20 protein-coding genes are annotated in these 22,130 nt (G+C 67.5%); 11 read left to right on the top strand and 9 right to left on the bottom strand.

All coding sequences use genetic code 11. The features are described from left to right. Position 1 precedes the first annotated feature (1 nt). Entirely contained in the window at positions 2-475 is a 474-nt protein-coding gene (locus AC1RNC_RS06580) for an Hsp20/alpha crystallin family protein (RefSeq protein ID WP_492884744.1), read from the bottom strand. Positions 476-612: 137 nt separating this feature from the next. Between AC1RNC_RS06580 and AC1RNC_RS06575 the strand changes: the two genes are divergently transcribed. The 5 genes from AC1RNC_RS06575 (at position 613) to AC1RNC_RS06555 (ending at position 5,620) form a co-directional block, all read left to right on the top strand. Continuing rightward, a complete protein-coding gene (locus AC1RNC_RS06575; protein ID WP_492884742.1) occupies positions 613-879 on the top strand; it encodes a hypothetical protein in 267 nt (88 codons plus the stop codon). A 177-nt stretch (positions 880-1,056) separates the two neighbouring features. Further along, positions 1,057-2,103, top strand: a complete 1,047-nt coding sequence (ptcA, locus tag AC1RNC_RS06570; RefSeq protein ID WP_492884740.1) for a putrescine carbamoyltransferase — start codon at positions 1,057-1,059, stop codon at positions 2,101-2,103. Positions 2,104-2,106: 3 nt separating this feature from the next. Next, positions 2,107-3,552: an APC family permease gene (locus AC1RNC_RS06565; RefSeq protein WP_492884738.1), complete on the top strand. Its 1,446-nt coding sequence runs from the start codon at positions 2,107-2,109 to the stop codon at positions 3,550-3,552. 41 nt (positions 3,553-3,593) lie between these two features. Then, a complete protein-coding gene (gene aguA, locus AC1RNC_RS06560) occupies positions 3,594-4,718 on the top strand; it encodes an agmatine deiminase (RefSeq protein ID WP_492884736.1) in 1,125 nt (374 codons plus the stop codon). Further along, positions 4,718-5,620 carry a carbamate kinase gene (locus tag AC1RNC_RS06555; protein ID WP_492884734.1) on the top strand — a complete coding sequence of 301 codons (903 nt, stop codon included), beginning with the start codon at positions 4,718-4,720 and terminating at the stop codon, positions 5,618-5,620. Before aguA ends, AC1RNC_RS06555 begins: the two co-directional genes overlap by 1 nt. Before the next feature lie 126 nt (positions 5,621-5,746). Here AC1RNC_RS06555 and AC1RNC_RS06550 read toward each other — a convergent pair whose 3' ends face one another. Beyond that, positions 5,747-7,483, bottom strand: a complete 1,737-nt coding sequence (locus AC1RNC_RS06550) for an amidohydrolase (RefSeq protein ID WP_492884732.1) — start codon at positions 7,481-7,483, stop codon at positions 5,747-5,749. 122 nt (positions 7,484-7,605) lie between these two features. After that, positions 7,606-9,105, bottom strand: coding sequence for a CoA-acylating methylmalonate-semialdehyde dehydrogenase (locus AC1RNC_RS06545; protein ID WP_492884730.1), 1,500 nt, complete (start codon positions 9,103-9,105; stop codon positions 7,606-7,608). 33 nt (positions 9,106-9,138) lie between these two features. Here AC1RNC_RS06545 and AC1RNC_RS06540 point away from each other — a divergent pair, with 33 nt between their 5' ends. The 6 genes from AC1RNC_RS06540 to AC1RNC_RS06515 all read left to right on the top strand — a co-directional run bounded on the left by AC1RNC_RS06540 (position 9,139) and on the right by AC1RNC_RS06515 (position 15,372). Next, the gene (locus tag AC1RNC_RS06540; protein ID WP_492884728.1) at positions 9,139-10,080 is read left to right on the top strand and encodes a LysR family transcriptional regulator; all 942 of its coding nucleotides are present in this window, start codon (positions 9,139-9,141) and stop codon (positions 10,078-10,080) included. Positions 10,081-10,291: 211 nt separating this feature from the next. Continuing rightward, a complete protein-coding gene (locus AC1RNC_RS06535) occupies positions 10,292-12,667 on the top strand; it encodes a TonB-dependent receptor (protein ID WP_492884726.1) in 2,376 nt (791 codons plus the stop codon). A gap of 86 nt (positions 12,668-12,753) precedes the next feature. After that, positions 12,754-13,521, top strand: a complete 768-nt coding sequence (locus AC1RNC_RS06530; protein ID WP_492884724.1) for a substrate-binding periplasmic protein — start codon at positions 12,754-12,756, stop codon at positions 13,519-13,521. Continuing rightward, complete coding sequence (locus tag AC1RNC_RS06525) at positions 13,521-14,174, top strand: amino acid ABC transporter permease (RefSeq protein WP_492884722.1); 654 nt, start codon at positions 13,521-13,523, stop codon at positions 14,172-14,174. Before AC1RNC_RS06530 ends, AC1RNC_RS06525 begins: the two co-directional genes overlap by 1 nt. Then, positions 14,171-14,896 carry an amino acid ABC transporter ATP-binding protein gene (locus AC1RNC_RS06520; protein ID WP_492884721.1) on the top strand — a complete coding sequence of 242 codons (726 nt, stop codon included), beginning with the start codon at positions 14,171-14,173 and terminating at the stop codon, positions 14,894-14,896. Before AC1RNC_RS06525 ends, AC1RNC_RS06520 begins: the two co-directional genes overlap by 4 nt. Positions 14,897-14,913: 17 nt before the next feature. After that, positions 14,914-15,372, top strand: coding sequence for a hypothetical protein (locus AC1RNC_RS06515; protein WP_492884719.1), 459 nt, complete (start codon positions 14,914-14,916; stop codon positions 15,370-15,372). Here AC1RNC_RS06515 and AC1RNC_RS06510 read toward each other — a convergent pair. The 6 genes from AC1RNC_RS06510 to AC1RNC_RS06485 all read right to left on the bottom strand — a co-directional run bounded on the left by AC1RNC_RS06510 (position 15,369) and on the right by AC1RNC_RS06485 (position 21,938). Further along, positions 15,369-16,304 carry a 2-hydroxyacid dehydrogenase gene (locus AC1RNC_RS06510; RefSeq protein WP_492884717.1) on the bottom strand — a complete coding sequence of 312 codons (936 nt, stop codon included), beginning with the start codon at positions 16,302-16,304 and terminating at the stop codon, positions 15,369-15,371. The two genes, AC1RNC_RS06515 and AC1RNC_RS06510, sit on opposite strands and share 4 nt — an antisense overlap. 31 nt (positions 16,305-16,335) lie before the next feature. Continuing rightward, a complete protein-coding gene (locus AC1RNC_RS06505) occupies positions 16,336-17,748 on the bottom strand; it encodes an NAD(P)/FAD-dependent oxidoreductase (protein ID WP_492884715.1) in 1,413 nt (470 codons plus the stop codon). A 2-nt stretch (positions 17,749-17,750) separates the two neighbouring features. Then, positions 17,751-18,107: a cupin domain-containing protein gene (locus AC1RNC_RS06500; protein ID WP_492884713.1), complete on the bottom strand. Its 357-nt coding sequence runs from the start codon at positions 18,105-18,107 to the stop codon at positions 17,751-17,753. Between the two features lie 3 nt (positions 18,108-18,110). Then, a complete protein-coding gene (locus tag AC1RNC_RS06495; RefSeq protein ID WP_492884712.1) occupies positions 18,111-19,589 on the bottom strand; it encodes an NAD-dependent succinate-semialdehyde dehydrogenase in 1,479 nt (492 codons plus the stop codon). Further along, the gene (gabT, locus tag AC1RNC_RS06490; RefSeq protein ID WP_492884710.1) at positions 19,589-20,890 is read right to left on the bottom strand and encodes a 4-aminobutyrate--2-oxoglutarate transaminase; all 1,302 of its coding nucleotides are present in this window, start codon (positions 20,888-20,890) and stop codon (positions 19,589-19,591) included. The genes AC1RNC_RS06495 and gabT overlap by 1 nt, the downstream gene beginning before the upstream one ends. A 109-nt stretch (positions 20,891-20,999) precedes the next feature. Continuing rightward, a complete protein-coding gene (locus tag AC1RNC_RS06485; protein WP_492884708.1) occupies positions 21,000-21,938 on the bottom strand; it encodes a LysR substrate-binding domain-containing protein in 939 nt (312 codons plus the stop codon). Positions 21,939-22,130 lie beyond the last annotated feature (192 nt).

The following is a 22,130-nucleotide window of genomic DNA, read 5'->3' as shown; positions in this document are numbered from 1 at the left end:
GTCAGGCGGCCGGTGAAGCGGCTTGGATGGGGATGGTGCGTCCGGCGTGCCCGTTGGTCTTCGGCGCGACGATAGTCAGCACGCCGTCCTTGAGATTGGCGGTGAAACCCTCGGCGTCGACCGTCCGCGGCAAGGTGACCTGGCGCGTGAATTCGCCGGAGCGCCGTTCGAGCACGCGATAGGTCTTATCGCCGCTCTCGGTCTGATCTGTCTTGTGGCCATGGACGATCAGACGGTCGTCTTCGACCGTCACGGTCAATTCGTCCTCGGTGTAGCCCGGCACATCGAGCTTCAGTTCGATGTCCTTGGCGGTCTCGCTGAAGTCGAGACTGGGAACGGTGAAATTCTCGGCGATGCCGAAGCCTCGGCCGAAATCGCTGAACACGCGATCGATCTCGCGCTGAAGCGGCGCGAAGATGTGGCTGGCCTGTTGTCCGATGGTCGGCAGAGTGGATTTGATCTCAGGCTGGGACATTGGAAAGTTCCTTGCGCAAGACACGCCCAAACGGCGCACGCCAATGATCGCGCTGGCTGGCCGGTGCGGATTGATCCCCGTCAAAACGGTCCTTTTTGAGCGGCGCATCCTGGCCGCCTCAACCCGGAGATAGTCCAATGGCCAAGACCGATACCCCAAAGGTCGCGGAGTCCGTCTTCGACACCGTGATCGCCGCCGCGCAAAACGGCCAAACCCAGATGGCCCGCGACTGGTCGCAAAGTTGCGAACGATACGCGCGTTATTTCGCCAGCCTGGCCAAGGCGCGCGGCCCTGAAGATCTGATGGCCGCCAACGCGGACCTGGTGATCGGAGGGCTGGACGCCGTGGCCCGCCGAACCGCCGTCCTGCCGGGCTTCGACGGGGCGCGCCCGCCGGCCGCTTGACACTGGGTCGACTTGGCCTTGTCAGGACCAACCGCCGCCTGGGATCCGCGGCTCGGCTGAGACGCGGCGTGGCGAACGACCATTCGTCATGATCATCCCTGGCAAGCCAGTTGACGCAGATCAGTTTCACGCGCTCTGGCCGACCTAGGGTTGGTCGTCATCGTCGCGAGGCCCGCCGTGCGCCACTTCATCGATACCCAGGATTTCACCAAGAGCGAGCTGGTCTGGCTCATGGACCTCATCGGGCTGCTGAAAGCGGCCGACCGCGAGCGCGCCCTGCCTCCGCTGCTGGCCGGCGCATCGCTGGGGATGATCTTCGAGGAGCCCTCCACCCGGACGCGGATTTCGTTCGAGGTGGCGATGACCAAGCTTGGCGGGCACGCGCTCTATCTCAAGCCTGGCGAAATCCATCTGGGCGTGCGCGAAAGCATCAAGGATTCCGCGCGCGTGATCAGCCGCATGGTCGACGCCATCGAGGCGCGCACGCTCAAGCACGCCACGGTCACGGAACTCGCCCGCTACGCCGACGTGCCGGTGATCAACGGCCTGACCGACTACAACCATCCCACCCAGGTGCTCTGCGACGTCTTCACCATGCGAGAGCATCGGCCGGCCGGCAAACCGCTCGAGGCGCTCAAGGTCGCCTTCATCGGCGACGCCACCAACGTCTGCTCCTCGTTGATGATGATCTGCACCCAGATGGGCATGGAGTTCGTCCACTGCGCGCCGGCGCGCTACCAGGCGCCCGAGGCCTGGCAGTCGATCGCCCGCGCCAATTGCGCCCAGTCCGGGGGGCGGTTCTCGGTGACCGAGGACCCGGCCCAGGCCGTCGCCGACGCCGACTTCATCTACACCGATCTCTGGTGGTGGGTGGGCCAGGAGGCCGAGATCCCCGAGCGGCAGGCCGCCTTCATGCCGCGCTATCAGGTCAACGACGCCCTGCTGGACAAGGCGCCGTCCCACGCCAAGTTCATGCACTGCCTGCCGGCCTCGCGAGGCGTCGAGGTCACCGACGCCGTCATGGATGGGCCTCGGGCCATCATCTACGATCAGGCTGAGAACCGGCTGCACGCCGAGAAGGCGATCCTCGTGGCCTTCGTGCGGCCGCACCTGAAACTCCCCAGCGCAAAGCGCTCGGCCCGTCACGCACACGCGATCGGGGCCTTCCTTCACGATCATAGACTGGACGGCGCGGCGACGCCCGCCGCCGCTCAGGAGGCTTGAGCCATGGACAAATCCCCCGCCGCCCCCGTCCGCGCGCGCTTCGCCCGCGTCATGGGCCTGCTCGACGTGACCCTGTTCACGGTCTGCGCGATCCTGGTCATCGACACCCTGGCCGCATCAGCGGCGATTGGGCCTTCGGCCCTGAGCTGGTGGGTGATCACCTTTGCCCTGTTTTTCATTCCCTACGGCCTGATCACCGCTGAACTCGGCGCGGCCTATCCCGGCGAGGGCGGCATCCAGACCTGGATCCGTCGCGCCTTCGGCGACCGCTGGGCCGCGCGCACCACCTGGTACTATTGGGTCAATGTCGCGCTGTGGATGCCATCGGGCTACATCCTGCTGGCGGGCCTGATCGCGCAGATCGCCGGCGTCGAGATGGGCCTGTGGTCGAAGATCCTGATCGGCGTGGGCGCGACCTGGCTGACCGTGCTGATCGGCGTCACCAGTCTGGCCGCGGCCAAGTGGGTGCCCAATGTCGGCGCCTTCATCAAGGCCGGCATCATGGTGCTGATCGGCGGCGGCGGGATCTACGTCCTCGTCACCCGTGGCGCGGCCAACGACCTGTCCTGGGCCAGCCTGGTCCCGCATTGGAGCGCGGGTTTGGGTTTCCTTCCGGTCATCGTCTATAACTTCATGGGTTTTGAACTGGTCTCCGGCGCTGGCGAAGAGATGCGCAATCCCGCCCGCGACGTGCCCATCGCGGTGATCACCGCCGGCCTGCTGATCTCGGCCTTCTATCTCCTGGCCACGTTCGGCATTCTGGTCGCCCTGCCCGTCAAGGACATCGGCCTGATCAAGGGTCTGCTGGACACCCTGCGCTCGCTGCTGGCCGGCGCGCCTGGCCTGAACATGATCATCATTGTCGTCGGCGTCGGCGCGGTGTTCACGATCCTGGCCAATCTGGTGACCTGGTCGATGGGCGCCAACCGCGCGGCCCAGTCCGCCGCCGCCGATGGTGAACTGCCCAAGGTCTTTGGCTGGCAGCGCAAATCCAACCAGACGCCGATCGGGGCCTACCTGCTCACCGGTCTGGTCTCGACGGTGGTGATCATCGCCTATGGCGTCTTCGCCCGTAGCGCCGAGGATCTGTTCTGGTCGCTGTTCGCCTTCAGTTCGGTGATCTTCCTGCTGCCCTACCTGGTGCTGTTTCCAGCCTTCCTCACCTTGCGACGCAAGGATCCCGCAACGCCACGCCCCTACCGGGTTCCCGGCGGAGCGATCGGCGCCGGAATCCTGGCGAGCGTCTGCACCCTGTTCATCGTCCAGGCGATCGTCTTCTTCCTGTGGGTTCCAGGGGTGGCGATCGACTGGAGCAAGACCGGGCCGATCCTGGGCGGCGTCATTGTCACCCTGGTGCTCGGCGAACTGGTGATCGGGACGATGAAAGCCAATCGCCGCGCGCCCGCGCCGGAGTCGCGCCCGCCCGCCGAACCCGTCAGTCCGCGCTGATTTCTCAGCCCGTCGCTCACTCACATTCGGAAGATCCCGCCATGAGCCGCCTCCTGACCACCACGCCGCGCGCCGACGGCTTCCGCATGCCCGCCGAATGGGAACCCCACGCCGGATGTTGGATGCTGTGGCCCGAACGCTCCGACAACTGGCGCGGCGGCGCCAAGCCGGCCCAGCATGCCTTCGTCGCCGTCGCCGCCGCCATCGCTCAAGGCGAACCGGTCACGGTCTGCGTCTCGCCGGCGCAGTACGTCATCGCCCGTGAAATGCTCGACCCGGCCGTGCGCGTGGTCGAGATGACCAGCAACGACAGCTGGATCCGTGACTGCGGACCGACCTTCGTGGTCAACGCGGCCGGAGAGGTTCGCGGGGTCGACTGGAAGTTCAACGCCTGGGGAGGTCTGATCGGGGGCCTTTATTTCCCGTGGGATCAGGATGACCTGGTCGGCGAGAAAGTCGTCGAGCTGGAGGGTGACGACCGCTACGGCCCGGATTTCATTCTCGAAGGCGGCTCGATCGACGTCGATGGCCAGGGCTCCGTCCTGGCGACCAAGGAGTGCCTGCTCAACCCCAATCGCAATCCCGGCCTTCGTCAGGACGAAATCGAGCAACGGCTGCGCGACTATCTCGGGGTCGAGACCGTGATCTGGCTTGATCAGGGGGTCTATCTCGACGAGACCGACGGCCACGTCGACAACATGTGCCGGTTCGTGGCGCCCGGCGAGGTCGTGCTGACCTGGACCGATGACCAAGCCGATCCGCAATATGCCCGCTCGGCCGCCGCGCTCGAACGACTGACCGCCGCGCGTGACGCTCGAGGCCGCCCCTTGCGGGTCCATAAGCTGCATCAGCCGGCCCCCGTCCTGATCACGGCTGCGGAGGCCGCCGGGGTCGACAAGGTCCCGGGCACCCTGCCCCGCGAGCCCGGCGACCGGATGGCCGCGTCCTACGTCAATTTCTACATCGGCAACGGCGTGGTGGTCGCCCCCGCCTTCGACGACCCGATGGACGCGCCCGCCCAGGCGCTGCTGGCCGAGCTCTTTCCCGGCCGAAAAATCCTGCCGGTTCCGGCCCGCGAAATTCTCCTGGGCGGCGGCAACATCCACTGCATCACTCAGCAGGAGCCGTCGGGACAACGGCCGGCGGCGATCCTGCGGCAGGCCTGATGCGCCAGGTCATCGCCCTTGGCGGCAACGCCCTGCTCAAGCGCGGCGAGGTCGCCTCGGCGGACAATCAACGCCGCAACGTGGCGCGGGCGGCCGCCAGCCTGGCGACGGCCTGCGACGGCGTCCAGACCGTGCTTGTCCACGGCAACGGCCCACAGATCGGCCTGCTCGCGCTGCAAGCGGAGGCTTACGCGGCCGCGCCAGCTTACCCGCTCGACATGCTGGGCGCGGAGTCGCAGGGCATGATCGGCTACGTGCTGGCCCAGGAACTCCGCAACGCGCGGCCCGAACGCCAGGTCGCGGCCTTGCTGACCCAGACCCTGGTCGATCGCCATGATCCGGCCTTTCAGCGCCCCACCAAACCGATCGGGCCGGTTTACACAGCCGAGCAGGTTCTGGCCTTGGGCGAGACACGCGGCTGGTCCTTTGCCGTGGACGGCGCCGGTCAACGCCGTGTCGTCGCCTCGCCCGCGCCGATCGAGGTCATCGAACAATCGATCATCGAGCGCCTGATGACCGAAGGAATGCTGGTGATCTGCGCGGGCGGCGGAGGCGTTCCGGTCGCCAGGGACGCGACCGGCCGTCTGATCGGCTTGGAGGCGGTGATCGACAAGGATCTGGTCGCGGCCCTGCTGGCGATAGGGCTGAACGCCGACCGACTTGTCATCCTGACGGACGTGGAGGCGGTCTATCGCGACTGGGGCGGTCCCAACGCGACGCCTCTGAGAATAATCCGCGCCGACGATCCCGCGGGACAGACCTATGCCGAAGGTTCGATGGGCCCAAAGGTGCGGGCCGCCCGACAGTTCGCGTTGGCGACCGGACGCGAGGCCCTTGTCGGCTCGCTTGATGACGTCTCGGGCCTGCTGGCCGGCGTGAGCGGGACGCGGATCACGCCTTGAGCCGAAAGGGGCGACGGGCCTTCGAGCGAGCCCTTGCAGAAGCGGCTCGAAAGACGAGACGGTGGCGCTCGCTCCCGTCCGAGGCGAGAGGCCAGGACCGCCTGCGCGCCTCTGCTCGGGCGGGACCTAGCGTTGATAGGCCACCTTGCCATCCAACACCGTCATGTCGACCGGAATGTCGGCCAACCTGGCCTTCGGCGCGGTCAGCGGGTCCTGCGCCAGGACCACGAAGTCAGCCAATTTGCCGACCTCGATGCTGCCTTGGGTCTTTTCCATGAAGTTGGCGTAGGCGGCCCAGGCGGTGAACATGCGGATGCCATCCATCACCGAAATCGCCTCTTCGGGCTGGGTGACCGTGCCGTACTTGGTGTCGCGGTTTACCGCACGGGCGATCGAGAACATCGGATAGGTCGCGAAGTTCTGCGTGCCCACGGTGTCGACGCCGCCCGCCGGGTGGAAGCCGCGATCGATCAAGGTCTTCATCGGGAAGAACTTCACGTCCGGCTCCTTGACGTTGACGTCCGTCAGTCGCCACAGGAACGCCGGCTGCGGCGAGGGAATGACGTGGTCGTCCTTCATCCGCTTCAGCCGCGCCTCGGTCCGTTCCGGGTCCTGGACCAGGAAATGGCCGAAATGTTCGATGCGATAGCGCGGGTCGGGCCGCGGATAGGCCTTTTGCGCGGCCTCGTAGGCCGTCAGCACCATGTCCTGGGCCCTGTCGCCATTGGCATGGATCTGCACCTGCCAACCGTCCTTGGCCGCCTCGATCACCGCCGCGGTCATCTCCTCCTGGGTCATGCCGGTTCCGCCATAATTGTTCGGCGTCCAGGTGGTGCCCGCCCCATTCCAGACCGGCTTGTAGATCGCCGCCGTCGTGCCCCAGACGCCGTCGGCGATGTACTTGATGGCCCCCGCGCGCAACCAGTCATCGCCCTTGCCGGGCGCGACGCCAGCGGCCCGTAGCGAGGCCAGAGGCGAGACGGACGGATCCGTCGCGGTATTGACGCCGGGAACGCTCTTGAGACCGCGCAGCATGTAGTTCATGCGCACCCGGGTCGGGAGGCGGCCCTCGGCCTTGAGCTCGGCATAGGCCTTGTAGGAGTCCATGTCCGACATGTCCGACACCGTCGTCACGCCGCGCTTGAGGTAGAAGTCGCTGAGGATGTAGCGCACCGCCTCCTTGAGCTCCGCGGGGTTGAAGGCCGGCGACTTGTCCTTGGGCCAGGGCGCGGGCGCGTCGCGGATGATCGCCACCTCGCCCTCGGCGGTGCGCTCGTAGCGCCCCGTCGCGCCGGCCGCAGGATCGGGGAAGGCCTTGCCCATGCCCATCACCGTCGCGGCCTTGTGGTTGATCAGGTGGTCGTGGACGCTCCACTGCAGGTCGACGGGGTTGTCCGGGAACGCCGCGTCGATCTCGGCGCGGGTCGGCATGACCTGGTTGTACGTCCCCTGCCCGGTCAGCCAGGCGCCGGGCGGCAGCTTGGCGGCGACGTCCTTGAGGCGCGCGATGACCGCGGCGCCGTCCTTCAGCGGCGGAACCTGGATGTTGATGTAGTGCGCCTCGACATTGGCCATGCCCGCCACGTGCGAGTGGGTGTCAATGAAGCCCGGCAGCAGCGCCCGCCCCTTCAGGTCGATAACCGTGGTCCGAGGACCGCGCCAGGCCGTCACGTCGCCGACCGCGGCGATCTTGTTGCCGATCACCGCGACGCCCGCGGCCACCGTGTCCTTGTCGTCGACCGTGATGACCTTGCCGTTGATGAACATCAGGTCGGCCTTCGGCGCGGCGAACGCCGAGGCGCCAAGGGCCGAGGTCGCCAGCAGGGCGAGGCCCGCGAGAACGGATTGGGCTGGACGGCGCACGCGAAGCTCCCCTGATCTTTTCAAATCTATGACGGCGATCATGTCCCGCGCCACCGCCAAGGCGGAGTTGCCATTCGCGCCACGGACGGTGTCGTCCTGACACCACCCGTGGCGCGAAATCGTCACCGCATGGTCGGGATGACGAAACTTTGGTCCAGCACCGCCCCGCCCTTGGGCCAGCGCTGGGTGACGGTCTTGGTCCGCGTATAGAAGCGAACCCCATCCATGCCATACTGGTTGAGGTCGCCGAAGCCCGAGCGCTTCCAGCCGCCGAAGCTGTGATAGGCGACCGGCACCGGGATCGGGACATTGATCCCGACCATACCCACCTCGACCTGGTCGGCGAACTCGCGGGCGGCGTCGCCGTTGCGAGTGAAGATCGCCACGCCGTTGCCATACTGGTGGCGCGAGGCCAGCGCGACGCCTTCGGCCAGACTTTCGGCGCGGACCATCTGCAGCACCGGGCCGAAGATCTCATCCTGGTACGAGCGGCTGGTCGGCTTGACGTGGTCGAACAGGGTCGGACCGACGAAGAAGCCGTCCTTGTGCCCCTGCAGAGTAAAGCCGCGGCCGTCGACGACCAGCTCCGCGCCCTCGTCGACGCCCATCTGGATGTAGCTTTCGATCCGCGCCTTGTGGGCGGCGCTGACCACCGGGCCATAGTGGGCGTCCTGGTCGGTGCTGACGCCCACGCGCAAGGACCCGATGGCGGCGACCAGCTTCTCGCGCAGAGCCAAGGCGGTCTTCTCCCCGACCGGCACGACCACCGGCAGAGCCATGCAGCGTTCACCGGCCGAACCGTAGGCCGCGCCGATGATGTCGGCGGTCGCCTGGTCGAGGTCGGCGTCGGGCAGGACCAGACCGTGGTTCTTAGCCCCGCCCATGGCCTGGACCCGCTTGCCGCTGGCGCCGGCGCGCTGGAATACCGACTGGGCGATGTCGGAGCTGCCGACGAAGCTGACGGCCTTGATGTCCGGATGGTCGAGAATGCCTTCCACGCAGTCCTTGTCCCCGTGGACGACGTTCAGGATCCCCGGCGGCAGGCCGGCTTCCATCATCAGCTCGGCCAGGCGCACCGGCACGGACGGATCGCGCTCGGAGGGTTTGAGGATGAAGGCGTTGCCGCAGGCGATGGCCGGCCCCATCATCCACATCGGGATCATGGCCGGGAAGTTGAACGGGGTGATCCCCGCCACCACGCCCAGGGCTTGGCGCATCGAATAGACGTCGATGCCGGGGCCGGCGCCTTGCGTGTATTCGCCCTTCAGCAGGTGCGGAATTCCGCAGGCGAATTCAATGACTTCAAGGCCGCGTTGAATGTCACCCTTGCTGTCGGCGATGACCTTGCCGTGTTCGGACGACAGCAGTTCCGCCAGCGCGTCCATGTGGACGTCCAGCAGGCGCTTGAACTCGAACATCACCCGAGCGCGGCGCTGCGGATTGGTCGCCGCCCAGGCCGGCTGGGCCGCCTTGGCGTTGGCGATGGCGGCGTCCAGTTCCGAGGCCGAGGCCAGGGCGACGCGCGCCTGGACCTTGCCGGTGTTGGGGTCGAAGACGTCGCCAAAACGGCCGGACGTGCCCTCGACGGCGCTGCCGCCGACGAAGTGGGGAATGGTGCGCATGGCGGCTCCTGAGGTTACCCCTCTCGACTAGCCATGCGCACCTGTGCAGCAATAGTGCTCAAAATCGCGTGGCAATCTGCAAAAATGCAAACACTCAATTGGAACGACCTTCGTTTCTTTCTAGCGGCGGCGCGAGGGGGCGGCCTGCTGGCGGCGGCTCGGCGTTTAGGCGTGGATCAGACGACGGTCGCCCGACGTCTATCGGCCCTGGAGGCGGCGGTGGGCGCGCGGCTGGTCGACCGCTCGCCCCGGGGATTGACCCTGACCGGGCAGGGCCAGGCCTTGGTGGAGTACGCCGAGCGCATCGAGGCCGAAACCATCGCGGCGGCCGAGCGACTGGGGATCAAGGGCCAGCCCCTCTCCGGCACGGTGCGCCTGGCCACGCCCGAGGCCTTCGGCGCCTGGCTGGTCGCCCCCGCCGCCAAGGCCTTTCACGATCAGTATCCGGGCCTGCAGCTGGAACTGGTTCCGGAATCACGGTCGGTGAACCTGTCCCGTCGCGAGGCCGACATCGCCATCATGCTCAGCAGGCCGACACAGGGCCGCCTGGTCGCCCGGCGGCTGGCGGACTACACCCTGGGCCTCTACGCCTCGCGCAGCTATCTCGAAGCGCACGGCGCGCTCGAAAGCCTCGCCGACCTGCCGGGCCGCCCACTGGTCTGGTATATCGACGAGCTGATCGACGTGCCCGAGCTTCGCTACCTGGACCAGGTCGCCGACGGCGCGCCGACCATGTTCCGGTCCAACTCGATCACCGCCCAGCAGGCGGCGATCGCGTCGGGGCTCGGCTTCGGCGTCCTGCACAAATTTGCGGCATCGCAAGACCCCCGGCTGGTGAGGGTGCTACCAGAGGCCCTCAATCTGAAGCGCAGCTACTGGCTCTGCGCGCACGCCGACCAGGCCAGGATCCCCCGTGTTCGCGCCGTGATGGACTTTCTGGCCGACCAGACAGCCGCGCACCACAGGGACCTCTGACGAATGGAGGCTCCTGAAGATCAGGGGGTTCATCGAACAGTGGTGTCGGTTTGACACCACCGCCGTCCTGTTTCTCACCTTACGCAAAGCGATCTTGCTGGAACTCTCATGGGGACTGAGAGGCGAGCCTTTGTGGGCTTTCCGATGAAGGGCCGAACCCTTCTGGCGCCGGCTCAGCGTTCGCAACTGGCGCATGACAAGGGGGATAGCGATGCTTCGCGACAGAATTTCAAAGCAGGTGCTGCTGTGCGGCGCGGCCGCGGCGATCATCGGCGGCGGACAAGCCATGGCGCAGACGGCCGCGGGACCGGACAGCATCGAGGAAATCATCGTCACCGCCACCAAGCAAAGCACGGTTCTCTCCAAGACCCCGATCTCGATCGCCGCCTATTCGCAGGAAGCGTTGGACAAGCGCGGCGTTCGCGACATCCGCGACGTGATCAACCAGACTCCGGGCGTCGACATCACCCGCAGCGGCGCGACCCGCGTCACCATTCGCGGCATCGACTCGACGGCCGGCGCGGCGACCTCGGCGATCTATATCGACGACACGCCGGTCCAGGCCCGCAACGCCTCGCTGAACTACAACGGCAGCACCCTGCCCTACATCTTCGACCTCGAGCGCGTGGAAGTGCTGCGGGGTCCCCAGGGCACGTTGTTCGGCGCCAGCTCGCAGGGCGGCGCCATCCGCTTCATCACCCCCACGCCCAGCCTGAACAGCTACAGCGGCTATGGCCGCGCCGCCGTCAGCAAGACCAAGAACGGCGGCGAGGGCTATGAACTGGGCGTGGCCGTCGGTGGCCCGATCGTTCAGGACAAGGTTGGGGCGCGGATCAGCTTCTACCATCGCGAGGACGCCGGCTGGATCGACCGCCAGAGCTGGCAGAACGCCGCCAGCCGCGATGACGATGTCAACAGCAGCGCCGCGACCGTCTTCCGGGCCGTGCTGACCATCCAGCCCACCGACTGGCTGACGATCACGCCCAGCGTCTACCACCAGAACAGCAAGTTCGACGACCGCACGGCGCTGACCACGCGCTGTCCTGCGACGACCGGTTCGGTGATCAACCCGACCCTGAACCCCTGCCCGCTCGGCGCCTCGGCCCCCGACAACGGCAAGTTCCTCAGCTACGCCTCGATCCCGCAGCCCAGCAGCGACCACTTCACGGTGCCGGCGTTGAAGATGGTGGCCGCGACCGACGACCTGAACTTCACCAGCGTCAGCTCGTTCTTCAAGCGCCACGTGAAGGAGACGAACGACGCCACGCACGGCAACGACCGCACCTCGTTCGGCAACGCCTATCTCTATCCGGTCACGCCGGGCTTCGCCCAGTCGATCACCTGGCAGAACCCCAACATCTACCAGAACCTGTTCACCCAGGAGTTCCGGGTCAACAACACCAATCCCGACGCACGCCTGAAGTGGAGCTTGGGCGCCTACTTCTCGCGGAGCTCGCTGCGCTCGGACCTGCCGATCAACGAGCCGCACTACAACGCGCTCTACCTGGTCCGTTATGGGCGCACGCCGCAGGCCGCGGGTGTCTCGCCCCTGGTCAATGGCGTCGCCCGCTACTACGGCAACGAATGGACGGTCGAGAAGACCACCGCCATCTTCGCCAACCTCGACTACAAGATCCTCGACAACCTGACCCTGACCCTGGGGGGCCGGTACTCCAAGGACATCCTCGACTTCGATGTGTTGGAACGCGGGGTTTCTTACGCCGGCGGCGTGTCGCGCGCGTCGGGCTCTATGACCACCAAGCCGTTCACGCCCAAGGTCGCCCTGTCGTGGCAAGCCACGCCCGCGGCGCTCTACTACGCCTCCTATGCTCGCGGCTATCGGACGGGCGGCGTCAACAAGGCGCTGCCCGACGTCTGCGCCGCGGAATCTTCGGCTCTGGGCCTGGGCAAGGCCGCCACCTACCAACCCGACACCACCGACAGCTACGAGGTCGGCTCGAAAAACCGGCTCTTCGGCGGCAAGGTGCAGTTCGAGGCCAGCGCCTACTATATCGAATGGAAGAACATCCAGCAGCAACTGCGCCTGACCTGCGCCTTCAGCCTGGTGGCCAACACCGCCAGCGCGACCAGCAAGGGCGTGGACGTCAATCTCAACGTCCGACCGGTCGAGAACCTGCTGCTCGGCCTGGGCCTGGGCTATAACGACGCGACCTACGACAAGACCATCCAGATCGGCACGGCGCCCGTCGTCATCGCCGGCCAGACGCTGGGACAGACGCCGTGGACGGTCAATCTCAGCGCCGAATATCGCTTCACGGTCGCCGGCCGCGAGAGCTTTGTGCGCGCGCAGTACAACTATCGCAGCGTCAATGACGGACGGTTCCTCTATCAGGTCCCGACCGCGACGACCTACGACCCTCGCCGCCCGCTGCCGTCCGAGCCCACGACCCTGGACCTGCGCGCCGGCGTTGACTTGGGCCGGGTCAACCTCTCCATTTACGGGGAGAACATTCTGAACAATGTCGACTACATCGCCGAGTCGTCGACCTATGTGAACGGTCCGCTCTGGACCGGCGCCACGCTTCGCCCGAGGACGATCGGCCTTCAGGCCATCGCCCGCTACTAGGCAGACGCAGGGGCGCTGGACCGGAGACTCCTCCCCGGCCCGGTCCAGCGCCCCCGGCCCAAATGCGCCGATACCAAGAGGCCCGAGTGAATATCCAAAGTCATCCTACCCGCCGGACCCTGATGGCGATGAGCGGCGCCGCCTTGGCGCTCAGCGCCTGCGGTCGCAAGCCCGGCGCGCCTGGCGCGCTGGTCATCGGTTCGACCGCCACCGGCGCTCCGTTCAGCTTCCTGGACCTCAAGACCAACCAGTTGACCGGGGCGATGATCGACATCGCCCACGCGGTCGCGGCCAAGGCCGGGCTCGCCATCCGCATCCAGACCACCACCTTCGCGGCGCTGGTGCCGTCGCTGACCGCCCGCAAGATCGACATGGTCGCGGCCGGCATTCTGCGCACGCCGGAACGCGAGAAGGTCGTGGCCTTCACGGATCCCGTCTATGCCTATGGCGGCGGCGTGGTCACGGCCCAGGGCCAGACCCGTCCGATCCGCGCGCTGGCGGACCTCAAGGGCCTTTCCGTCGGCGCCCAGGTTGGCACTCGCTTCGTCGCCCAACTGGCCCAGGCCGGCGTCACCGACGTCAAGACCTATGACAATCTGGGCGATATCCTGCAGGACCTGGGCAACGGCCGCATCGCGGCCGGTTACGGCGACGCGCCGATCCTGTCCTACCGGTTGCGCACCACGCCCAGCGCCACGCTGCGCCTGGCCCCGGACTTCACGCCGCCCTCGCGCGAGGACGTCTGCCTGCTGGTGCGCCGCGATGATCCGGCCCTGCTGGCCAAGCTGAACGCCGCCATCGGCCAGATCAAGGCGACGGAAATCGCCGCGATCCTGACCAAGTGGTCCCTCTGATGGACCAGTTCCTCACCGACGCGGTGAAGTTCCTGCCCATCCTGATGTCGGGGCTTGGGGTGACGATCGCCGTCACCCTGGCGGCGCTGGTGATCAGCGTGATCCTGGGCCTGGTCTGGGCCCTGATGGGCATCTCCAGGAATCGCGTGCTGCGCGCGATCAGCCGGGTGGTGATCAACACCGTCCGCGGCGTTCCGATCATCGTGCAGCTGTTCTACGTCTACTTCGTACTGCCGGAGCTGGGCGTCCAGCTGGACGCCTTCGTGGCCGGCGCGATCGGCCTGGGCGTGGCCTACTCCGTCTATCAGGCCGAGAACTTCCGGGCCGGCTTCTCGTCGGTGGATCCGATGCTGATCGAGACGGCTCAGTCGCTGGGTATGAGCGAGCGCAAGATCATGCTGCGCGTGATCATGCCCCTGGCCATCCGCGTCACGCTTCCGCCGTTTGGCAACACCGCGGTGATGCTGCTCAAGGATTCCTCGATCGCCTCGACGATCACCGTCGCCGAACTCACGCGCGCCGGTCAGCTCCTGGCCGTCAGCACCTTCCAGAACATGTCGGTCTACACCCTGATCGCCCTGCTCTACCTGGCCATGAGCCTGCCCTTGACCTACCTGGTCGGCCGCCTCGAACGCAGGTTCGCCCGCAAATGATCAGTCTCAAGAACGTCAGCAAGTCCTTCGGCGACACCCAGGTGCTCAAGGACATCAGCTTCGAGATCCAGCGCGGCGAGGTGGTCTGCCTGATCGGGCCGTCCGGCTCGGGCAAGTCGACCATCCTGCGCTGCATCAACGGCCTGGAGCGGCACGACGGCGGCGAGATCGTGGTCGACGGGTCCGTGCTCGGCGAAAAGTCCCTGCCGGCCATTCGCGCCAAGGTCGCCATGGTGTTCCAGAGGTTCAACCTCTTCCCTCACCGCACGGCCCTGGAAAACGTCGCCGAAGGTCCGATCCATGTCGCCGGCCGGCCGGTCGCCGAAGCCATGGCCGAGGCGCGAGACCTGCTCGAACGGGTCGGCCTGGGCGACAAGTGCGACGCCTACCCCGCCAAGCTTTCGGGTGGGCAGCAGCAGCGGGTGGGCATCGCCCGCGCCCTGGCCATGAAGCCGCAAGCGATCCTGTTCGACGAACCGACGTCGGCGCTGGACCCCGAACGGGTCGGCGAGGTGTTGAAGGTGATGCGGACCCTGGCCGACGAGGGCATGACCATGGTCATCGTCACCCACGAAATCGGCTTCGCCCGCGAGGTGGCCGATCGCGTTCTGTTCATGGACGGCGGCCGCATCGTCGAGAGTGGTCCGGCGCGGGAAGTCCTGACCGCGCCGAAGGTCGAGCGCACCCGCGTGTTCCTCGACCGGGTGCTCAATCCCCTCTAGCGCCATGAGGCCTCGGCATGATCGATCGACGCAAGCTGCTCGCCGGCCTCACGACCACGGCGGCCCTGGCGCCATTGTCGCAAGCCTTCGCTCATCCCGGCGGCGACGAGCGGGATATCTCGCGCGACCCGCTCTGGGCGGTGCTGGGCGCCACGACGCTCAGCCAGTCGCCGCCGGACTATATCTATAGGGCGCACTATCCTGCGGCCGTTCAGACGATGAGCGGCCGCGAGATCGAGATCTCCGGTTTCATCACGCCGCTGACCATGGAGCGCCAGGCGCGGCGGTTCATCGTCTCGCGCTACTCGATCGAGTGCTGCCCCGAGGGGCGACCCAACGAGATCATCGAGGTCTTCGCCGATGAGCCGGTCCTGCAGCAGAAGAGCCAGGAAATCCGCCTGCGCGGGCGGTTCGATGTGCAGGATAACGGCCAGGTCGGCCTGCTCTTCCGGCTCAGCGGCGCACGCCTGGTTTAATAGCCCGCGTCCCGGTCCACGAGGTCGAGCAGCGCCTCGCCAGCAAGATGCCTGCGAATATTGGCCACGATCGTCGGCCCAGCCGTCCCCGGCGGCGTCAGGGCCGAGGCGTGCGGCGTCACGGTGATGCGCGGGTCCGACCAGAACGGATGACCGGCCGGCAAGGGTTCGGTCGCGAAGACATCCAGGGTGGCGTTGGCCAGATGACCGGCGTCGAGCGCGGGGATCAAATCGGCCTCGACCAGATGCGCGCCCCGGCCGACATTGATCAGGCTGGCGCCCGACAGATGCGACAGGGTCCCGGCGTTCAGCACGCCGCGGGTCGCCGGCGTCAGGGGCAGCAGACAGACCACCACCTCACAGGGCTCGAGAAAGGCCTCGATGGGTCCGTCGAACGCGGCGACGCCGGGCAGATCCTTTGGTGTCCGGCTCCAGCCGCGCACGGAAAAGCCGTTGGCGGCCAGGCTGGCGGCGCAGGCTCCGCCCAACTGGCCCAGACCCAGGACGCCGACCGTTCGCTCCCCCGCCAGCGGCGCGGCCAGCTGGCGCCAGACACCCTCGCGCTGCTGGGCCTCATAGGCCGGCATCAGGCGGTGATAGTGCAGGACCCGGGCGAGCACGAACTCGACCATGCCCTGGGTGAGTCCCTCATCGCGCATGCGGGCGATCGGCACATCCGGCAGGTCGCTGTCCTGCAGGATCCGATCCACCCCAGCGCCGATGCACAACACCGCGCGCAGATTGGGAAATTGACGCAGGAAACCGTTAGGCTGGGCCCAGACGACGACGTAATCGACTTCGTCCTTCGCGCCGCTGTCGGGCCAGACACGCCAGTCGAAGTCCGGCGCGGTCTGATCGAAAGCCGCCAGCCATGGCTCGGGCCGGACGCCGAAGCAGGCGAACAGCACCACCGTCTTGCCCAGAGCGTCCATGGAATCCCCGCCGCCGCGTCTCGGGCCTGCCCTACTGCTTGCTGAGCCGGCGCACCAGGGGGGCGTCCAGCGGCGCGGGACGTTTGGCCTTCATCGCCGCATCCATGCGGGCGAAGCCCTCCTGGACGTAGCGCACGCCCAGCCAGCGCGCCGGCTCGGGCTCCCAGTCGGGCGAGCGGTTGCCGACGCTGGGCAGGAACTCAAAGCCCGTCGGCTTGCCGGTGATCATCCCGGCCAGGATGCGCGCGGAGATGTTCGTCGTCGACACGCCCCGGCCGGTATAGCCGAACAGCTGGCCGATCTTGGTGCGCGGATCGAAGCTGATCGTGGGCGTCCAGTCGCGCGAGACCCCCAGATAACCCGCCCAACTGTGGGAGAAGGCCACGCCATCAAGGGCGGGAAACCACTCGACCAGGGTCTCGCGCATGGTCTTGGCCGTGGCCGCGTCCCAGGGGTGATCCATGTTGGAGTTCAGGTGATAGGGCGCGCCGCGGCTGCCATAGAGAATGCGGCCATCGGTGGTCTTGGTGAAGTAGTCGACCATATTGACCTGCGAGCCTAGACCCTCGCCGTCCGCCCAGCCGATGCTGGCCCACTGCGCGGCGCTCAAAGGCTCGGTCAGCACGATCAGCGACGACATCGGCAGAAGCTTGCGGCGGAAGCGCGGTTGCTGGGTCAGATAGGCTTCGCCCGCCGCGACGATCGCCTTGCGAGCCACCAGCACGCCGCTGTCGGTGTGCAGGCGCGGCGTCTCGCCCGGCTCGAAGCGGGTCACCGGCGATCGCTCGTAGATCTCCCCGCCCAGGCGCTCGACCGCTTGGGCGAGACCGCGCACCAGCTTGGCCGGATGCACGGTGGCGCTCTTGGGCGAGAACAGCGCGCCCTCGATCTCGGTGGCGCGCACCTTCTCCCGGGCGGCTTCCGCGCCGAGCAGCAGGTTCTGATCCGCCAGGCCCAGGCGTTCGTAGGCGCGATGGGAGGCTTGGACCGCCGGAAGTTGAGCCTTGCCGCGCGCCAGGCTGAGAATGCCGGTCTGGCGGTACTCCGCGTCGATACCTTCGCGCGCGCAGACGCGCCCGACCTCCTCGACGGCGTCATACATGGCCAGAAGGGTCTTGCGGCCGATCTCGACGCCGTAGCGCCTGGCCAGGGTGCTCGCATCCAGCGGATAGCGTGACGAGCACCAGCCGCCGTTGCGCCCCGAGGCGCCGTAGCCGCAGATGTCCTTCTCGAGGATGGCCACCTGCAGGCCGGGATTGTCGCGCATCAGATAATAGGCGGTCCACAAGCCGGAGAAGCCGCCGCCCAGGATCGCCACATCGACGCTCACCTGGCCCTTGAGCGAGGCGCGGGGCGTCAGATCATCGTTGCAGGTCTCCAGCCAGAAGCTGGTGTCGCGATAGGCCTGCGTTTCCGCTACGGCCGTGAGAGGCTGCGGCCGCATGTTCATCGCGCTTCATCGAAGATGACATAGGCCTTGCGGGCCTTGGTCTCGATCGTCCAGACGCCGGCGGTGTTGGCCGGAAAATAGACCGCCTCGCCCGGGGCGATACGGATCGGCTCCCCCTCGTCCGGCTCGAACACGCAAGCGCCTTCGAGGAAGACGCAGAACTCGGCCGCCAGCACCTGCCGACGCCAGCGTCCCGGGCTGCACTCCCAGACGCCGGTGCGCGTGGAGGCGGCGGCCTGCGAGGCGAAGCCGCGCACGGCGATCTGCGAGACCGGATCGCCGATCGGAACCGGCGCGGGATTGGCCGGCGGCATGGCGGCGAAGAGCTCGGCCGGCGCGAATTTGATGATCATGGCCTAGTCCCCCGCAATATCGCTGCACAGAAGTTTGAGTTCGACGAACTCGTCGACGCCGTGGCGAGAACCTTCGCGGCCCAGGCCCGACTCCTTGACCCCGCCAAAGGGCGCGACCTCGGTGGAGATCAGGCCGGTGTTCAGCCCAACCATGCCGTATTCCAGCGCCTCGCCGACCCTCCATGACCGATCGAGGTCACGCGTGAAGAGGTAAGCCGCCAGGCCGGCGCTGGTGTCGTTGGCGATCGCGACGGCCTCGGCTTCGGTCTCGAACCGGATCAGGCCCGCGACTGGGCCGAAGGTCTCTTCCCTGGCCATGGCCATGTCGCCGGTGACGCCGGTCAGCACGGTTGGCGCGTAGAAGTAGCCCGCCCCCGGGAGCGCTTGGCCGCCGGTGCGGACGACCGCGCCGCCCGCGACGGCGTTCTCGACATGGCGACCGACCTTGGCGGCGGCGGCGGCGTTGATCAGCGGCCCCTGGTCGGTGGGGCCGGCCAGCCCGTCGCCCACGACCAGCTTTTCGACACGCGCGGTCAGCTTCCGCGCGAAGGCCTCGTAGACGCCGGCCTGCACCAGCAGGCGGTTGGCGCAGACGCAGGTCTGGCCGGTGTTGCGGTACTTCGAGGCCATCGCCCCCTCGACGGCCTTGTCCAGGTCGGCGTCGTCAAAGACGATGAACGGCGCATTGCCGCCCAGCTCCAGCGACACGCGCTTGACCGTGGCCATGCAGCGGGCGGCCAGCATCTTCCCGACCGGCGTCGACCCCGTGAAGGTGAACTTGCGCACCCGCGGATCGCCGGTCAGCACCTCGCCGATCGGCGCGGCCTGCCCCGTCACGACGTTGAACACGCCCGGCGGCACGCCCGCCTCCTCGCCCAAGGCCGCCAGGGCCAGGGCGGAGAACGGGGTCAGCTCGGACGGCTTGAGCACCACGGTGCAGCCCACGGCCAGGGCGGGCGCGACCTTGCGGGTGATCATCGCCGCCGGAAAGTTCCATGGCGTCACCGCCGCCACCACGCCGATCGGCTGCTTCAGCACCAGCAGGCGCTTGCCGGCGTCATGCCCTGGGATAACGTCGCCATAGACGCGCTTGGCCTCCTCGGAAAACCATTCGAGGAAGCTGGCCGCATAGGCCACCTCACCGCGCGCCTCGGCCAGGGGCTTGCCCTGCTCGGCGGTCATCAGCCGGGCCAGATCCTCCACATTCTCCAGGATCAGGTCGCGCCAGCGCCGCAGGATGGCGCCCCGCGCCTTAGCGCTCAGCTTGCGCCAAGGCCCGAAGGCGGCTTGGGCCGCGGTCACCGCCCGGGTCGCGGTCTCCGCGCCAAGGTCGGGCACGCCGCCAAGACGTTGACCCGTGGCGGGCGATGTCACGACGATCTCTTCAGGGCCGTCGATCCATTGGCCGTCGACATAGGCGGCCTGGCGCAGCAGGTCGGGCCGTCTCAGCGCCAGGATCGGAAGGTGGGTCGCGCCGTCCATCAGGCGAGGTCCAGGCGCAGGCTGTGCTCGAGGATGTCGAGACCCTCGTCCAATTGCTCAAGGGGGATGGTCAACGGCGCCAGCACTCGGATCGTTTCGCCGCCGACCCCGCAGGTCAGCAGGATCAAGCCGCGCTCCAGGGCTCGCCCCGCCACGGCCCTGGCGCCAGCGCCGTCGGGCCGTCCGTCGGCGGTGACGATGTCGAAGCCGATCATCGCGCCCGGGCCGCGCAGACCACGGGTCGGGATCAGGTCGTTGCGGCCCGCGAAGCCCGCGATGCGCTCACGCAGCCGTGCGCCTATGACGTCGGCGCGCGCGCACAACGCCTCGTCCTCCATCACGTCGAGCACCGCCAGGGCCGCGGCGCAGGCGACCGGGGAACCGCCATAGGTGCCGCCCAGGCCACCGGGTTCGACACCGTCCATCAGCGCCGCCCGTCCGATGACGCCGGACAGGGGAAAGCCGCCCGCCAGCGACTTGGCCACGGTGATGAGGTCGGGCCGCACGCTCCAGTGCTCGGCGCCGAACATCTTGCCCGTACGGCCGAAGCCAGTCTGCACCTCGTCGGCGATCAGCAGGATGCCGTGCGCGTCGCAGATCGCCCGCAGCGCGGTCATCAGAGCGTCGGGCGCGGGGTGGAAACCGCCCTCGCCCTGCACGGGCTCGATGATGATCGCCGCCACGGAACTGGGATGCAGGTCGGCGGCGAACAGGAAGTCGAGGGCCTTCAGGCTATCCTCGACGTCGACGCCGTGCGCCGCGATCGGAAACGGCGCATGGAAGATATTGGCCGGCGCGCCCCCGAACATGCGCTTGTAGGGCGCGACCTTGCCGGTCAGGGCCGAGGACAGGGTCGTGCGGCCGTGGAACGCGCCAGTGAAGGCGATCACCCCAGGCCGGCCGGTCACCGCGCGAGCGATCTTGACCGCGTTCTCGACCGCCTCGGCGCCGCTGGTGAAAAAGATCGTCTTGGCCGGCCCGTCGATCGGGGCCAAGGCGTTCAGGCGCTCGGCCAACGCCACGTAGGGTTCGTAGGCCAGCACTTGGAAAGCCGTGTGGGAAAAACGCTCCAGCTGGTTCTGGACCGCCGCCATCACCCGAGGGTGACGATGACCGACGTTGAGGACGGCGATGCCGCCCGCGAAATCGACGTAGCGACGCCCCTCCACGTCCCAGATCTCGGCATTGAGCGCTCTATCCGCATAGATGGCCGTCGAGCTGGCCACGCCCGAGGACACCGCCGCGCGGCGACGCTCCAGAAGGGATTCGTTGGAGACGGGAGCGGTCGCGAAGGCGGACAAGGCAACTCTCTCAGGAAACAAAACACCTGAGATGATGCTCGGCCACAACCGGCGCGATGCGGAGATGACAACTCCGCTGCGAGTGGTGACGAAACGTCACCGACGTGGGCTACCAGCGCGCCGCTTCCCCGGCGGCCTCGCGCACCAGCCATCGCCGGAAGGCCAGCAGCGCCGGGGTGCGCCAGCGGTCCCGACGGGCCGAAAACACATAGCGCCCCATCACGATCGGCTGCGCGCCGATCAGCGCGCCAACATCCACCAATCGGCCAGCCTTGAAATCCTCGCCGACCAGGAAGGCGTTGGCCAGGGCCAGGCCCTCCCCGCGACGGGCGGCGTCGACGGCCAGGTGGGCATGCCAGAGCCTGTGCCCGGGCAGATCCGGCTCCGGGGTCACGCCGTTGGCCTCGAACCAGGCGGTCCATTGCCGGGCGTTTTCCTCGTGCAGCAACGGCCCCTTCAAGAGATCCGCCGCGGTCGAGGGCTGGCCCAGGGCGTCCAGGCGCGCCGGGCTGGCGACGGCCAGAACCGGCGGGCGAGCCAGTTGCACCGTTTCGATCTCTCCGGCGGGCGGCTTGTCCGGCGCGGCGTCGATCACGTAGCGGATGTCGCCGTCCATATCGCGGCGGGTGAAGTCCGGGGCGGTGTCCGACGGACGCAGCACCAGTTGGATCTCGGGATGGGATTGGCGAAAGTCGGCCAGGCGCGCCAACAGCCAGTTGGAGGCCAGGCCGGGGATGCAGGAAATCTGCAACGTGCGCTCGTCCGAGCCATGCAGGAGATCGGCGGACGCCGCGGCGATTTCGTTGAGGGCGGAAGTTATGCGGGCGTGAAACTTGGCGCCCTCCGGCGTCAGCTTGCCGCCGTTGGCCCCGCGCTCGACCAGCGGGACGCCGGCCCAGACCTCCAGACCGCGAAGGTGCCGACTGACCGCGGCGTGGTCCAGCTCCAGCACGGCCGCGGCCTTACGGATGCCGCCAAATTCGCCGACGGCCGCGAACGCACGCAAGGCCGTGAAAGGCGGCGTCGAGCGGCGGTTCCAAAAGACCAAGCGGGGATCTTCGGGGGACGTTGCACGCGGCGACATTCGGAACTCCAATACCGCCGTCAGGCTAGGGCAAGCGCCGCGTCATGTCATCTTGAGCGTCCGCGTCGAGCTGAACGTTCCCGAAACCGGTCCCGTGGGCGTCGCCTCCAAAGGGCGTTTGGACCGTAGGCGCGCGAGACCGATGATGTTCTTGCG

Source organism: Caulobacter sp. GW822-FHT01G02 (assembly GCF_058802865.1).
The sequence above is the reverse complement of the archived record's forward strand: the minus strand, read 5'-3'. Positions and strand labels throughout refer to the sequence as shown.